The following is a 15482-nucleotide window of genomic DNA, read 5'->3' as shown; positions in this document are numbered from 1 at the left end:
TTTATTCTCCAATCTGATAAGTTTTACCCATAACGACAACCATTTTAGGACAAATATGTTGCTTAAATTGACGGTGATTATGATTTGAATCTGTAAGTGTAACCTCTTTATTTTTTTCTAATTTAAAAATCGTCAGATCAGCATCATATCCCGGCTTCAACTGTCCTTTGTTAATCAAGTTAAAATTATTCGCCGGAGCCGCAGTTACTTTATTAATTACATCGTTAAGTGAATAACCATACATTAAAAACTTGTCCAAAGTAGTGGCCATGTTATACACGGGGCCATTTACACGGTTGCGGTTATAGATATCAGTACTAATAGAATATGGAACTAAGCCAGCAGCATTTGCAATATCAAAAGTATGGAAGTTAAAGCTGTCAGTACCATGACCAACATCAAAGGTTACGCCTCTGCGATAGGCTTCCCAGACAAATTGACGAATATTGTCCGATTCATCAAGTATCCCATTTGGTTTACCGTTATAGCCATGAGTTAAAATATCGTTATCGTCCATTAAGTCTAAAACTTCTTTTAATTGTGGTGGATTTGCACCAACGTGTACCATAATCGGGAAATTGCCACCTAAATTTTTTTGGAATGTTTTAGCTTTTTGTAAAGGCACTACACCATTATCAATAACTACAGAATGACTTTCTCTTACTTTGATACCAACAATAAAATCACTGTATTTTTGAATTGCTTCCATCAAAGGGTCTTTTTGTACAGTATTAATGTCGCCCAGTTCATTCTGTGCCAGTATGCCTGTTTGACCGACGTTAATCATTGCATAAACATTAGTAATTTTATTTCGGGTTATATTGTAAAAATCACCAATATTTTCTGCGCCGGTAGAACCGGCATCAATCACAGTAGTAACTCCAGATTTATAACCGTCTTCATCAGGATCATCATAATAAAGCGTCAATTTTTCATAACAATGAACATGATCATCTATCCACCCTGCAGAAACATACTTTCCTTGAAGATCAATTACTTTAGCAGCTTCAACTCCATCTAGGCAATGGCCGACAGCAACAATTTTTTTACCTAAAACGCCAATTTCGATTGGAGAACCATCAGCAACACTTTTACCATTTTTCAAATATAAATCTATCATCTTTCACCTCAACTAAACTTTCACAGGGAAGAACAATCCGGCAATCATAGCTCCGATAATTGCACCGCCAGTGATTGGCTTCTTCCACGCATAAAATATAACCGCACCAATAACTGCTCCCAAACCAATAGGAATTGATGCTTGACAGGCAGAAATTAAGATTAATGGGCCTAAAAATCTTCCTGTATCATTACCTGCACCCATCATAATGTCAGCGCCAAAAGTTGAATTAGATTGTTTTAAGGTAAAATGTCTAATAGCATAAATAACAAAACCAATTAAAACGCCAATAATTGCACCTGTTAATAAAGCCAAAGGGAAACTCTTAATCGGTTCTTTAATATTCATACTGAGTAAAATAGCTGGAATACCTAAACCAACACCAGTTAAAATTGAGCCACCTAAATCTAAGATTCCGTCTAACGAACCTTCTAAAACTCTGGCAAAAAGGAAGCTGGCTCCAAATGCTGCACAGGCACCATATGATCCGCCAGTCATTCCTGCCTTCAGCATAGCAACAAATGCAACTTCATTAAACGCACCAGTGCCATAGTTAAAATACATTGAAGTCCCAGCGAATACTCCAGCTGACATCAAGCCAACAATAATTGGGAAACTCCAATCGGCATACCAAAAACTTTTGGTATTCTTTAAATCTAATTCTTGTTCTTTTAAAGTTTCATCACTTTTATCCATGTCTTTGCCTCTTTTCAATTAAGCTTTAGCCGCCAAAAACTGAGTGAATCTGCTTTAACCAAGCAGGAACTCCCATATTCAGTTGCTTGATCAATGTCAAATCGATTCCTCTGAAAAATGCACTCAAAATAAATAAGACAATTGTAGTAATCAGAATAATTTTAGTAATTTTATTCCAACCACTTTCATCTACTCCTTTACCGACTAAAATTCCCAAAACCACTCCTGGGACAGCATTACCCATAATTAGTTGGGCAATACCACCAAAGATTGTTCCAAAAATTCCAGATCTTTTCCCACCATCAATTGCTGCCAGCCAAAAGATAACAGGCATAACAGTGTTAATTAATAATGTAGCAGCCGGAACTAAAACTTTTACCGCCGTAATTTGAAGTGATTGTGGCAAAGCAGAACTCGTTAGGTTAAGAAAAGCAACGATTAAAGCTCCCACTATTGCACCGGCTATACCCATTTTTTTGGCATCATGCATCTGTTTTTCATCGTGGTTTTTCAACATTAAAAGTGCAGCAGCCCAATTTGGTATCACTCGGTGAGTAACATCCTGTGTAAAGGATCCTGCTGCCACAGTTGAAGCCCAGGCGTTAAAGAAGAAACCTAATCCAAACGAAAAGTGAGATGCGGGGTCACCTTCACTGGCATTCATTTCACCTAGTGTTCTAAATGCTCCTAAAGCTTGGACAGTTGGAGCATTAAACATTCTGGCTGCCCCTACTCCAACCGCTAACCCTACAAGAGTACCAATGATTAAGGATTCAATTAAAATTATTAAAAAATGCATTTTTATACTCCTTTAGTTTCTCTGTTAAAAAGTGGGTTATCAGTCGTTGCCACTTTCTGACAAGCTACTTCATTAACGCAAACGTACTCTACATGAACCAAAACTCTAAGTTGAACCTCATAGGACTTGCGTATTCTGGGGAAAAAGAAAAACAAAAAATGTTCTTTTTCATCAATTTCCTTAAAATTTTCCACCTCAAAAGATTTTGGCTCTATCTTAAAAATCAAATTATCTTCTGTTGCACTTAAATTTCTGGCTATTTTGTTTATTGCATTAGCAAATGCTTCTTTCTTACTCTTAGCCTTTCCATTCACTACAATGTTTCTATCCTCTGCTTGAATTATATTTTTCATTTGAACACCTAAAACTTGTTGGGATATTTTTTATTGATTGCCTCAACAAGTTTTTCTCCTAATTCTTCTTTATCCATAAAGCCAAAACCAAGAACCTTTTTACCGTCATTAATAGCAGTAACCCCTTGAGTAATTGATCTCATACCATGTCTTTCTGGATAACCGTATTTATTATTGGCAATCAAAGCGCCGGCTCCGCCACTACCACAAAAAGAAATGCCGAAATCAGCTTTCTCTTTATTCATGACATCTCCTAATTTCATGTCTGCACCAATTCCAGGAACTAAAACAGCCTTGGCCCCCGCTTTTTCAATACCTTTTGCAACATTACTTCCTTTTCCCATTCTGTCAGCAACTACAATTTTCAACATATTAATTTCTCCTTTAATCTAATTTCATATTCTCAAAATGAATTGATAAAACATACTTTTCTGATTCAGCTATTTTGCCGATGTTATTATCAATAAAATCCATAACTTGCTGAGACATTTCCAAAGATTGCTGAGATACCTTAGCAAAAATTTTCTTATCTACTTTTTCTAATTTTTCCCCATTCTTTGCTCTATTAACCATTTCAAATAAATGATTACCTAAAATTTGGGTTTCTAAGTCGCTCGGATGCAGTTTATTTTGATGTATTAACGAAACTACATATACCATTACCTGCCTTAATTCATCTTTATAATTACTTTTTGCAATATATTTTTGGAATTCTTTATATAACTCTACTTTCATCTAAATTACCGTTTCTTTATTTCAACAACGTATAACGTAAAATTGCTATTATTTCATTAATATTAATGTGTAAGCCCAAATCTAAGTAAATTTTGTGCAGTCGGCTGATGTCAGATTTTGAAAATTTATTTATTTGTTTATCAGTTGGTTTAGAATCATACTGCTTATCAAAGTAAATCCGTTCCGTTGCTAATTGCACATGAATCATAAAAGCTTTTTCATATTTTTTACTGATGCGATCTCCTAAATATTCACTAACATTGATATAGGCTTCTATACTTAAAGATAGTATTTTCTCTACATTATTAATACTTTGTTCTTCCTTAATAACATTCTTCAAATCATTGTCATTTTTAACAGCGTTTTGTTTGAGCAAAAAAGAAACTTCCCGTTCAATTTTCAACATATCCTGCTCATTAGGAATTGGATTAACCTGTATGATTTTAGTTGACGCTATTTTTTTAAAGGGAAAATACTAATTACCAGATCAGGTTTTGTTTCATATATTTTTGTGCGGTAATTTATCGCCGAAGCAAAGCCGGCACTTGTAATATACGGAATTCTGCTTTGAATTACTTTTTTTAAAAGTTTTGTTGCTCCTAAACCAGTCGAACAAACGTAAAGTGCACTGACTTGTGGTACTTTTTGCATATCACTAATTGAAACCAAGAAATGAAGAGAAACCAAAGTAACAAAAGTATCACTGTTAATGAGTGGACTTTTAGAAATATATTTGTCTAATGCTGCTTTAACTGTGTCAAACAAAGTGCTAAACCGACTCTTTACCTCTGCCGTAAAAGGAGTATAGTCATTAAAATGTTGATAATTACTATTCAATTCACTCATCAAATGTTGAGTTAACGAGTCTTGTAACTGTATATCATCATCCAAAGGCAAAACCATTTTTTGTGATACATAAGATATAATCTCCCTTACAGCCTTACTAGTTTCCACATCTTTTTCCAAGACTTTTACTCCAAAAATAAAGTATTTTTCTTCGTCTTTTGTTGGCTTAATGCCAAAAATTTCACTTACAAATTTGTAGATCTGAGCATAATGCTTTTGAGCCTGATTAAGTCTTTTATCATAGCTTGGAAGTTTTAAACTCCGGTGACGATGATTTTCTAAAATAATGATTGTTAACCGGTTAATCATTGACTTGGCAATACTCAAATCTATGCCAGTATTAAAAGCATCTTTTAGGTTTAAGATGTCACTCAATATTAAAGAAATATAATTAATTAACTTATTTATGCTTTTAGGTAAATTCGTATTACCAACTGAACTTGTGCTTATTTTAGAAATCAAATCAATCAAATTATTGGCACCAAATGAATATCTATCAATTTGCTTTTGTAAGATATATTCCATTAACGCACGAATATTAATTTCATCTCCAGTTAAGAAGTAACCGTAATAATTTTTTCCTTCTAAAAGCAAATTAAATCTTTTAGCTTCTGACTTGGCATTGTTTATGTCTGCTAAAAAGGTATTAGCAGACACGCCAAGCATTTTAGTCATTGTTTTACCGGTTATAAATTTCTCAGCGAAAACCAAACTGGTCAAAATCTTCCATTTTCTTTGGGTTGGACTTAAATACTGCGAAATTACTTCCTCACTTGAAAAAGATTGCAATGAGTTAATTGCATTTGTTCGATTAAAATCACTAGCAAAACTTATCCATATTCCCTTACCAGGCTTCGAATTATATTTACAACCAGGCTGCTTATTTATCCATTCTGCTATTTTCTTTAGATCGTTTCTTAAAGTTCTAATCGAAACTTTATATCTAGCAGATAAATCCTTAACTTTATAAGTTTGTGGGTTATTTAATAAGTTCGTTGCAATGTTAATTTGCCTAGAAATTAGAGTCATTTTGCTTACTCCTTTCTATATTTAAATTATATGAAAGCGGTGTTATAAAAAGAACTCCAAATTAATTCAACACTGTTAGTGCAAAGAATTGAACAACAAAAATGCTCATAGAATTTTATTCTGTGAGCATCAATCAAAATATAAATATTGTTGTGTATGTGTGTTTAAATCTGCAAGAATGTATATAAAACAATTTTCACTTTGTTATTAGTCAAATAAAAAAGGTAAATCTTGTTTCGAATTAAAACAACGATTTACCAATTTATAAAAATATTTTTTCAAACTTATAATCAATGAATGTATAAACTTTTAAAATTTTGGGGTAAAGATTCTGCTAAATTAACTTCAAAATCCTTAAATGTTACCTTTTACCATTGAAATAATCATGGAACTTTTCCATTTCTTTGCCAATAACTTCATCATCTGGCATTGCGAATTCAAACGCACATTGTGCATCTTTAGGCAGGTATCTAATAACCGCTTTCCAGTTAAACATCCCACGGTCTAATGACTCAGTATTTTGCATTTTGCCTTCTGCATTAAGCATAGGATTCTTCAAGTGAATATAAGCTACAAACGGTGCGAGCTTCTTTGCGGCCAAATTTGGATCAAAGCCGGTAAAGGCAAGATTACCTAAATCAAATGTAGCAAAAATTGAATTGAAACCAGCTTTTCTGACAGCAGTCAGAAAATCAAATATTGTATCTGGGTTACCACTTATTGGTGTCTGGTCATTCTCGATAGTTGTTTGAATAGTAGCTAAAGGTAAAGTGGCAAGATCTTCTGCTAAATCGCCATGGTATTTATAGAAATTGCCGGTACTAAACTTGATTTTCTGTGCACCAAGCTCTTGGGCTTCTTTATAATACTTGTTTAAGTTCTGATTGAAATTACCATTATCATCAAAAATATTATCAGGTACACTATAGTTTAATAATAAGCCTTTTTCTTTAATAGCTGGTGCCAGTTCTTTAATTTCTGCATCTACATCTTTGAAATATTCACGTCTAAGTTCAATTCCGTCTGCACCTAAATCGGCAATTCTATCCACTAAGTCCAGTTGGCTAATACCACTTTGAATCTCTTTTTCATAAACCAATGTATTAATTATTAAAGTCATGATTTGCTCCTATTTGTTCTTAAAATCTACATACTTCTCATTAAATTTTTTAGCATTTTCCGTAACGGCTTCGTAATCATCCTTTTTACCTGGTCCGACTAAACTACCGCCTACTCCAATAACGAAAGCTCCCTTTTCAAACCATTCATTCATGTTTGCTAATGAAACACCACCCGTTGGCATAACATTCACATTTGGAAATGGCCCGTGGATTTCATTAATCATAGTTTTGCCAGCAACTGAACCTGGGAAAACTTTTATTACGTCTGCCCCATATGTCAAAGCTTCTTGAATTTCAGTTGAAGTAAAACACCCAGGAATATAGGGAATTTGGTATAAATTACACATCTTAGCCGTATCTTTATTAAAAGACGGACTAACCACAAATTTAGCTCCTGCTATAATAGCTAGCCTTGCTGTTGCTGGGTCCAGCACCGTACCTGCACCAATAATCACATCTTTGTCACTGCCGTATTCCTCTGTCAACCTTTTGATTGTTATATCTGCACTAGGAGAAGTAAATGCTAATTCAATAGCAGTAATATGTCCTTTTATACATGCTTTAGCAGTTTGGTAGGAATTTTCTTCATTATTACCTCTAACTACTGCTACGACTCTGGCTTCTTGAATTCTTTTTATTGATTCATATTTTAAAAGCATTTTATCTCTCCTATCATTCCATATTACTGTGCTGTTTTTTAGCAGCGCCATTAGAAACTTTATCCCTGATACTCAACTTAAGACAAAGAATATCTAGCACAATGTGCACACTTTGATCAAACAGGGAACTTAAAAGTTGAATAGATTCAACCCCATCCCCATTTTTAGTTGCTCCAGGCACTACTATCACCTGCTTCGCTAATTTTGCCAGAGGTGAGCTAGCATTACTCGACACAGCAATTACTTCAACTCCATTTTTAGCTGCTTTTTCTGCTAATTCCAGCACACTGCTGGTCTTTCCAGAACCAGAGACAGAAACCAAAACATCGTGTGGTTGAATTGAAGGCGTAATTGTTTCTCCGATGACAAAAACCTGGTAACCAATATGCATTAATCTCATGGCAAAACTTTTGGCCATAAAACCGGAGCGGCCTGAACCTAAAACAAATATTCTTTTATCCTTAGTAATTAAAGTTGCGGCTTGATCAATTTCTGCCTCGTTAATCTTATCCAGGACTGTGCTTATCTCTGCTAAAACGGGTTTAATTAAATGTTTAGAATCTAACATAAATTGATAATCTCCTTAAACTTGCTGGCCTCATTAACGGGATTATTAGATTGAACAATCTTACTTCCTACAATAACCTCTTGTACTTCATTTTGCATGGCTAATTTTTTTGCTTGCTCTAAATCAATACTACCGGCAACTGCTATGTTTTTAACTGGCGGGAATTTTTTCCTAAAATCAGAGACTAAATTAAGCAAATTTGCGTTTTTACCAGCATCATGAGAATTATGCAAGTTATAAATTGCATTAGGAAATTTGGCAATCTCTAAGATAGAATTATTGCTCATGCCCATTAAATCAATAAGCACTTCCCTATTTTTTTGCTCTGCAATTTCATAAACGCTGGCAAGAGTTTCCGGACCAGCCGTTCCCATTACAGTTAGAATATCCGCCCCTGCTTTAAATCCTTGTTCAAATTCGTATTGACCTTCATCGTTTGTTTTAGTATCTAATAAAAGTAAACTGTGTTTTAAATTTACATTTGCAGCTTTAATCTCATAAAAGCCGTAATCTTTTATTATTGAGGTACCAAATTCAACAATATCAGCAATACCATCAAGTTTTCGCGCCAATTGAACTGCTGTGGTTAAAGAGACTCGATCAATTGCGACTTGCAGCTTCATCTTCAGAAACACCCTGTTTTTGATAAAATTCTTGTAATTGTTCCTTTGTTGGATAACCGTCATTATCACCTAAGGTTTGCACCTGCAAACAGCCTACAGCATTACCGCGAATAGCTCCTGCCTTCAAGCTTTTTCCTTCAAGTAAAGCAGTAATCAAACCTAGAGCAAATCCATCTCCAGCACCGACAGTATCAAGAACTTTATCAGGCTTAAAACTAGGAACAGTGTATTTTTCGCCTTTAGCATTTTTAACGAAAACACCTTTATCCCCAAGCTTAACCATTACCGTTGTAGTTCTTTCACCTTTCAAGTAAAAGTCAGCTATTTCTTCAGGATCTTCCGAGCCCATTAATGTCTTGCCTTCACTGATACCCGGTAAAACAATATCAGCCATGCCCGCCAGTTCATTGATTGTCTTGATCATATACTCTTTGCTCTTCCATAAAGGGGGACGCAAATTAGGATCAAAGGTAATTAATTTTTTAGCGGCAATTAGCTTTTTATAAAAAGCACGGAAAGTTTCTTCTGCAGTATCAGAGATTGCGGGAAAAATTCCAGACATATGAGCAATTTTAACATCGCTTAAATCGATATCAGCAATTTGGCTGGCTTCCAGGTGACAAGCAGCAGAATCACGGCGGTAATTAAAAGTCGCAGGATCACCATGTGTTACTAACTGCTTTAATTGATGTCCTGTAAAATACTTATCGTCATAACTAACATACTTAGTCCCCACATTGTGAGCAGCAATAGTTTTTTGAACGTATTTGCCAAAAGGATCTTCTCCTACGCGTGTAACATACTCAACAGAGTGTCCCAATCTTCTCACGCCAATAGCAACATTTAATTCAGCTCCACCCATTACTTTGTGAAAATTTTCAGTGTCTACTAAAGAAACATCTGCATCTTTTGAACACAGTATAACAAGTGGTTCACCAATAGTTATTACTTCAGACATAATATTTCCTCTCTTTGTTTTTCAAACTCATCCGAAAAAGTGATAAACAAGAACTTCATTTATAATTGATACTACCCACATCACAGGTACACCATATTTTAAGAAGTCCTTTGATTTTACCTTCATGTAGTCCAAGCCCCAAACATTCCAGGATTGGGTAATATCTACTGATACTGCCATCAAAGTTGGAACATATAAAAGTGGTAATAAGAAGGCATCACTGAATAATCCAGTGCTGTACAAAACTGCAGCAGTGGCAGCTCCGGCTCCCCAGACATGTAAAGGACCGCGGAACAAAGCCAGTGGAGCCAAAATACCCAAAGCAAGACAAAGGATTAAGTGTTGATGAGGCAAAACAGCTGCCAATATTGGGCGAAATCTTTCGGCATTAATAGTTGCTGCGCCAGTAAAACTTTCCAGAGCCATTAAAAACATAATCAATCCTGCAATATCACTGATTGCATGAGAAATTGAATCATTTAAAAACTTAAGACCCTTCTTGTAATCTTTAAATTGACCTGTTAAGAAAATAGCAATAATACTTGCTAAAGTTAATGCAGGTACTGCATCCCATTTAAATGCCATGTTCATTAAGACTGGAATAATAGGAACAATGTACGCTATTTTAGGCACTTTAACAGTACCAGTTTCATTATTTTCAGCACCAATTAATTTAAGATTATCATCTGCTATTGCTGGATCAATCTTTTTACGATTAAAGAATAAAAAGACAATGATTGCTAGCAGTTGTACTATTGCAGCACATATACCAAAAGTAAGGTACTTACTATCATAAGCTGCTTTTGGCACGAAGGCCTTCATCTGGTTATAAAGAACAACGTTGATATACATTGGTGCCCCAATAGCCATAGAGAATGCTGCCAAGGCAACATCTCGCGGCAACCCCAATGATAATAGAATTGGTAACAGAATAACACCGATTGCTATTACTGAACCAACACCGTATGCACTTACAAAAATAAACGCTGTAACTAAAACAACTAAAATTGCTGCCAGAAGTGGTTTCTTTTTACCAATTGACTTAGTAGCTTCTGATATTGCAGGCGCAATCCCACTATCAACCAGTACGCGACCAAACCATGAACCAAATACGATATAAATAATAGTTGGACCATAACTGAGCGCTGGTTGCGCGAAAACTTTATTGATTGCTTCATTAAATGGTACTAAACCAATGATGCACCATAAGATTGCCATCACGAAGAAGCCAATCATCAAGTTCCCACCTTTTAAGATGTACCATATAAATAGAGCAAAAGTTATTAATAGCAAGATTGCTATTACTGTAGAACTCATTACACTTACCCCTTTACTAACTGATTATTTCATCTAAATAATATCAGCTTATTACTTTTTAAGGTAACCGGTTACCCTCTTAATATAAAACATTTAGTTTATCTTTGCAAGCGCTTTTCAAATAAAATTATATACGCAATAATTTATGCAATATTTCATTTTAATGGCAGTAAAATGATATACTACTTTTAAAACAAGAAAAAAGAATAGTGATTATGAAAAAAGCAACAATTCGTAACGTAGCTGAATTAGCACAGGTTTCCGTTGCATCCGTATCAAGATATTTAAATAACAAGGCTAAAGGCAGGCTCTCTGAAGAAAAAGCAAAAGCGATAGAGCAAGCAATTAAAGACTTAAATTACATTCCTAATCTGGCAGCTCGTCAAATGGCTACCAATCAAAGTAAGACAATTGCCGTAGTTGTTTCCAATATAGACGATTATTTTTCAACTGAATTGTTTAAAGGGGCATCTAACATTCTCAGAGTTAAAGGTTATGAAGCCTTTTTATTAGACACTAATGCCGAACAGCAGCGGGAACGAGAATTAATTAAAACCGTCAGCAGTAGTTTCTTTGATGGGCTGCTGTTTCAACCCTTGGGTAGTAATATCAAAACAATTCAATCCGAATTTATTCACAACATCCCTACAGTAATTTTAGACAGACGACTGGCTACTAAACGTTGGCCACAGGTTATTTCCAATAATATTACAGTTTCAAAGGACGCGACTAAATATTTTTTGAAGCAAGGCTGCGATGACATCTTAATTTTGTCTTCTGAAGTTAAAATCGCTTCTACTAGAAGAGACAGGTACAGTGGTGTGTGCTCAATTGCAGATCCTGATCAAATTCATTTAATTGAGCTTGACGAAGAATCATATAATTATATGGCGATTAAAAATAAAATTGAATCTTTCTTGTTGAAGCAAAAAGCTCAAAACAAGAAAACCTTGATTTTTAGTTTCAAGGAGCGTTGGTTGCTTGCCTTTTTACCAATGCTTTTCGCTGATGGCTTTTTAAATAGTGACGAGGTTTTAATTACGGGATTCTCAGATACTAAATTAGTACAAACTATTTTGCCCGAAGCAAGGCTAATTTCACAAAATCCATATTTAATGGGAGCAAGTGCTGCAGAAATTTTACTTAAGAGTTTAAGCGGTGAGGATACTAGTAAAAAACATGAGCCTCTTATTGTACCTGCTAAATTTTAGTTGCTGTATTTATTGCCATTTACCTGACAAAAGCAAATAAAATATAAAAAGCTTTGAGAATTGCATTCCCAAAGCTTTTTATATATTTCTAACCTATTATTAACTATTTATTGGAGTATTTTGTCCTAAATTAACTTTTGTCTTTACAAGTTAACCACGCTCTTTACTTCTCCACCGGAAATAATTGTTTTGGCATCGTTCAAAGCAATCTCAATACTGTTTTTAACGGCTAGTTTAGTGAAAAAGGCAATGTGCGGTGTAATCAAAACTTGAGGCATTGCTTTTAATTCCTTGTAATCTGCCGGCAATGAGTTCAACATATCCTTCTTATTATAAAAATCAGTTTCATCGGCTAAGGTATCAAGAGCAGCGGCAGAAATTTGTCCATTTTTTAGTGCCACAATTAAAGCTTGTGTGTCAACCAAGCCCCCACGAGCTACGTTAACCAAAATAGGCTTTTTCTTCATTTTATCAAAAGCAGTTTTGTCAATCATGTTTTCGGTACTTGCTAATAACGGGGTATGCAAAGAAATAATATCGGATTCAGCAAGAATCGTATCAAAGTCAGTATAAGTAAGATATGGTTCTAAAGATGCGTCATAAACCGGATCACAAGCTAAAACTTTAGCTCCTAATGCGCTATAAAGATGGGCACTGGCACCACCAATGTGACCAGCTCCAATTATGCCAACAGTACAGTTGAAAATTTCTGTGCTAATTGTACTTTCATCATAAGTGAAATCACCATGTGCCATTCTGTCTTGGTAAATACCAATTTTACGCAATAAGTACATTGCGTCAGTTACGCCAAGCTCTGCAATAGCTCTTGGTGAATAAGCTGCAACGTTAGTAATCTTAATGCCATTCTTTTTTGCTGCAGCTAAATCCTGGTTATCAACCCCAACTTGCCGAATGGCTAGTTGCGTAATGCCATACTGCTTAAATTTTTCATATACACTAGCACCTACAGGAAGATTGCCTTCAGAGCTTACGCCGTCAAAACCTTCAGCCAGTTCCGCATTTTCAGCACATAAATCCGCATGGACAATTTTTACTTCAACATTATTTTTTTGAGCCCAATTTTCAATCCGGGATTCTTCCATTTTGATTACGCCGTAGCAAATAATCTTCATTTATTTTTTCTCCTACTCTTAATTCAAACTGGCATATTTACATTAATATTTATGAACTAAAAAGTCTTATAAACTATAATTCACAACATCGCCAATACCAGAATCAGTATTTTGGTCATATTCAAGTCCATGAATACAAACTAAAGGCATATTGACATCTCGTTGACCCATTACTAAACCAGCAGCAGCTGCCAGCAAATCACAAAGCGTTTCAGCTGTACCAGCTTCTTTATTTATCCTTAAGCCATTTAATCCGTATAAGCCAACTGCTACCTGATTAGCACCTTTTTTATCTGCCCTACCGTCACTGTCAGTAATGATTACACTAGTTTTTACACCTAATTCTTGGTAAAAAGTATTGCTGATGCGTTTAGCTGTTAAATCACAATTCTTAGGTAAAGTTATCGCTGTATTATTTTTACCCTTGTCAACACCGCCACTAGTTAAAAACAAACCGTTGGGAAGCCAAGCACCAATATGATTTCCACTTACTTCTAATTTACTGCCAGATGGGTCAGCGGTTTGGTCAATAATCACTTGAATTAATCTGGCATCCTTTCTGGGTATGCGTTGATGAATTCTTTTTGCCACAGAAGTTGGTGCTACGTGGCTTAAATCCACAATATTGCCCTCCGCCATTGAGCAAATTTTAGACGCTACACAAATAATGTCGCCAGCAGCAATCTTGAAATGTTCTTTTTTGACCGTTTCAGCTAATATTCGGGACAAGTCACAAGTTTCAGATATCATGGGCACACCTTGCAAGCCAGTAATAGTAACCATATAAAAATTCTTATCATATCCGTTATTATTTTTCTTAATATTTATATATTACTCTAAAAAGTTGAACAACACTATGTATTTTATGGCTTTGACAGTATAAAGCGCATTAATCTTAATGGCCTTAATAAAGTTAACAATTAAATTTAGGTCTATGAATTTGTATAGTGAAAAAGGCCATTTTAACTAATGAAAATGACCTTTTGTGTCACTTCTGCTACTGGCAAAAGTGCTACATGTTACGCTTTTTATTATATTACATGAAAGCGTGATAAAAATGGACAGTAATAAATTTCTCAAGCGCAATCAAATATTATTACCACTAATCAATCTGCTATCGAATTTTGGCAGTATTCTAGTTGGAATAGGCGGCGCACTAATTATCCGCGAATGTTCAGATAATATCGTTGTGAATGGCTTGATATCAAGTATTAGTTCCTTAGCACTTATTTTGAGCGTCTTATTTATCGGATCAAAACTTGATAATGTCGACAAGCGCCGCATGTTAATTTGGGTATATATCTTTCTGTGTTTATTTTTATTACTGCCGTTTACTTTTCCCCAAAAATACTTTGTCCCCTTATATATTCTGGTTGACCTTTGCATTACAATGTTCAGTTTAGTTGAAGGACTATCATTTACGGGAAATTTAAAATCTCTTCTGACTGATAATTTGCTCGAAAAAACTATTAACCACAATTCTATTGCTGGTCTGATCGGTAATATAGCCAGTGTAGCTGCAATAGCAGTATTGATTTTGACTACACGCAATTATTTATATTTTTTCTTGGTAGCAAGCAGCAGCTTTTTCATTAACATTTTCCTAGCTCTAGCTTTGCACCAAAGGCATTTTATTAAAGATAAAAACAATTTTAAAACCATAACTCATTTGGTCAAAGTTTGGCACAATATTATTACTAATAAAGGCTTACGCGCAACAATTATTGTGGCCATGTTTAATGGTGCTCTCCAATCTGTATTTAACGGACTGATGATTTACTTCTGGAAAGCAATTGATCCTACATACAGTCAAGTATACTGGCTGCTACTTGCTGTAGTCAGTGGCCTCTTATTAGGAGCTGTGCTTATTCGCTTTGACAACTACTTCTGGTTACTTTGCACCTTAACTCTAACCACCACAATAGCATTAGGCATTTTCTTTTTAAAACAAACAATCGCTACCATGTTCATTAGTACAGTGTTAATTTATGCAGAAACTTTACCAATCGGTAATTGGTGCAGCAAAGTTAGAATTAAACGGACCAGTAAAAATGTCCAGTCTGCTCAATCAAGTTTTTTGCAGTTAGGCAGTTCACTGCTAAATATCTTTTTTACAGTCGGAGTTTCGGCAATTGCCAATATGCTACAGCGACCTGCTCTTACGCTCCTTGCTAGCGGAATTTCGTTATTACTAGTTTTTATCACTCTTGGTATTAACGTGCAAAAGTACCGCATAGGCAAAAGCAACAGCTTTAATTAAATTTTTTCTTCCTTATACAGCAATTTAGCAAAATATAAAAAAGTTCTATCAAGT

General features: G+C 35.0%; 18 protein-coding genes. 2 read left to right on the top strand and 16 right to left on the bottom strand.

Annotation, left to right across the window (positions count from 1 at the left end; all coding sequences use genetic code 11):
- Position 1: 1 nt before the first annotated feature.
- From Q0R51_RS01055 to Q0R51_RS00990, 14 genes are all read right to left on the bottom strand, one after another.
- Entirely contained in the window at positions 2 to 1120 is a 1119-nt protein-coding gene (locus tag Q0R51_RS01055; RefSeq protein ID WP_294756086.1) for an amidohydrolase/deacetylase family metallohydrolase, read from the bottom strand.
- 12 nt (positions 1121 to 1132) lie between these two features.
- Entirely contained in the window at positions 1133 to 1816 is a 684-nt protein-coding gene (locus Q0R51_RS01050) for a DUF4310 family protein (RefSeq protein WP_294756085.1), read from the bottom strand.
- Between the two features lie 25 nt (positions 1817 to 1841).
- Entirely contained in the window at positions 1842 to 2615 is a 774-nt protein-coding gene (locus tag Q0R51_RS01045; protein ID WP_294756084.1) for a DUF4311 domain-containing protein, read from the bottom strand.
- A 2-nt stretch (positions 2616 to 2617) separates the two neighbouring features.
- Positions 2618 to 2968 carry a DUF4312 family protein gene (locus Q0R51_RS01040; protein ID WP_110445582.1) on the bottom strand — a complete coding sequence of 117 codons (351 nt, stop codon included), beginning with the start codon at positions 2966 to 2968 and terminating at the stop codon, positions 2618 to 2620.
- Positions 2969 to 2976: 8 nt separating this feature from the next.
- Positions 2977 to 3339, bottom strand: coding sequence for an SFCGS family glycine-rich protein (locus Q0R51_RS01035; RefSeq protein WP_110445581.1), 363 nt, complete (start codon positions 3337 to 3339; stop codon positions 2977 to 2979).
- A 13-nt stretch (positions 3340 to 3352) separates the two neighbouring features.
- Positions 3353 to 3703: a PRD domain-containing protein gene (locus Q0R51_RS01030; protein ID WP_294756082.1), complete on the bottom strand. Its 351-nt coding sequence runs from the start codon at positions 3701 to 3703 to the stop codon at positions 3353 to 3355.
- 16 nt (positions 3704 to 3719) lie between these two features.
- Positions 3720 to 4109, bottom strand: coding sequence for a hypothetical protein (locus Q0R51_RS01025; RefSeq protein WP_294756081.1), 390 nt, complete (start codon positions 4107 to 4109; stop codon positions 3720 to 3722).
- A 47-nt stretch (positions 4110 to 4156) separates the two neighbouring features.
- A complete protein-coding gene (locus Q0R51_RS01020) occupies positions 4157 to 5578 on the bottom strand; it encodes a helix-turn-helix domain-containing protein (RefSeq protein ID WP_294756079.1) in 1422 nt (473 codons plus the stop codon).
- A gap of 361 nt (positions 5579 to 5939) precedes the next feature.
- Positions 5940 to 6698: a sugar phosphate isomerase/epimerase gene (locus Q0R51_RS01015; protein ID WP_294756078.1), complete on the bottom strand. Its 759-nt coding sequence runs from the start codon at positions 6696 to 6698 to the stop codon at positions 5940 to 5942.
- Between the two features lie 9 nt (positions 6699 to 6707).
- Positions 6708 to 7358, bottom strand: a complete 651-nt coding sequence (locus Q0R51_RS01010; protein ID WP_294756076.1) for a bifunctional 2-keto-4-hydroxyglutarate aldolase/2-keto-3-deoxy-6-phosphogluconate aldolase — start codon at positions 7356 to 7358, stop codon at positions 6708 to 6710.
- Positions 7359 to 7371: 13 nt separating this feature from the next.
- Positions 7372 to 7926, bottom strand: a complete 555-nt coding sequence (gene hxlB, locus Q0R51_RS01005) for a 6-phospho-3-hexuloisomerase (RefSeq protein ID WP_294756074.1) — start codon at positions 7924 to 7926, stop codon at positions 7372 to 7374.
- The gene (locus Q0R51_RS01000; RefSeq protein ID WP_294756073.1) at positions 7920 to 8549 is read right to left on the bottom strand and encodes an orotidine 5'-phosphate decarboxylase / HUMPS family protein; all 630 of its coding nucleotides are present in this window, start codon (positions 8547 to 8549) and stop codon (positions 7920 to 7922) included. Before Q0R51_RS01000 ends, hxlB begins: the two co-directional genes overlap by 7 nt.
- Positions 8527 to 9507 (bottom strand): sugar kinase, encoded by a 981-nt coding sequence (locus Q0R51_RS00995; RefSeq protein WP_294756072.1) that lies wholly within the window; start codon positions 9505 to 9507, stop codon positions 8527 to 8529. Before Q0R51_RS00995 ends, Q0R51_RS01000 begins: the two co-directional genes overlap by 23 nt.
- A gap of 27 nt (positions 9508 to 9534) precedes the next feature.
- Positions 9535 to 10824: a gluconate:proton symporter gene (locus Q0R51_RS00990; RefSeq protein WP_294756070.1), complete on the bottom strand. Its 1290-nt coding sequence runs from the start codon at positions 10822 to 10824 to the stop codon at positions 9535 to 9537.
- Positions 10825 to 11039: 215 nt separating this feature from the next.
- Between Q0R51_RS00990 and Q0R51_RS00985 the strand changes: the two genes are divergently transcribed.
- On the top strand, positions 11040 to 12035 hold the full coding sequence (locus Q0R51_RS00985; protein ID WP_265667080.1) for a LacI family DNA-binding transcriptional regulator: 996 nt from the start codon (positions 11040 to 11042) through the stop codon (positions 12033 to 12035).
- A 143-nt stretch (positions 12036 to 12178) separates the two neighbouring features.
- Here Q0R51_RS00985 and Q0R51_RS00980 read toward each other — a convergent pair whose 3' ends face one another.
- Positions 12179 to 13168: a D-2-hydroxyacid dehydrogenase gene (locus Q0R51_RS00980; RefSeq protein WP_294756067.1), complete on the bottom strand. Its 990-nt coding sequence runs from the start codon at positions 13166 to 13168 to the stop codon at positions 12179 to 12181.
- Between the two features lie 66 nt (positions 13169 to 13234).
- Positions 13235 to 13951, bottom strand: coding sequence for a coenzyme F420-0:L-glutamate ligase (locus Q0R51_RS00975; protein ID WP_294756065.1), 717 nt, complete (start codon positions 13949 to 13951; stop codon positions 13235 to 13237).
- A 274-nt stretch (positions 13952 to 14225) separates the two neighbouring features.
- Here Q0R51_RS00975 and Q0R51_RS00970 point away from each other — a divergent pair, with 274 nt between their 5' ends.
- Positions 14226 to 15428: a hypothetical protein gene (locus Q0R51_RS00970; RefSeq protein WP_294756063.1), complete on the top strand. Its 1203-nt coding sequence runs from the start codon at positions 14226 to 14228 to the stop codon at positions 15426 to 15428.
- The last annotated feature ends 54 nt before the right edge of the window (positions 15429 to 15482 follow it).

This window comes from uncultured Lactobacillus sp. (assembly GCF_946477725.1).
In the GTDB taxonomy this organism is placed as follows: Bacteria; Bacillota; Bacilli; order Lactobacillales; family Lactobacillaceae; genus Lactobacillus.
This window is presented reverse-complemented; position numbering and strand designations above follow the sequence as displayed.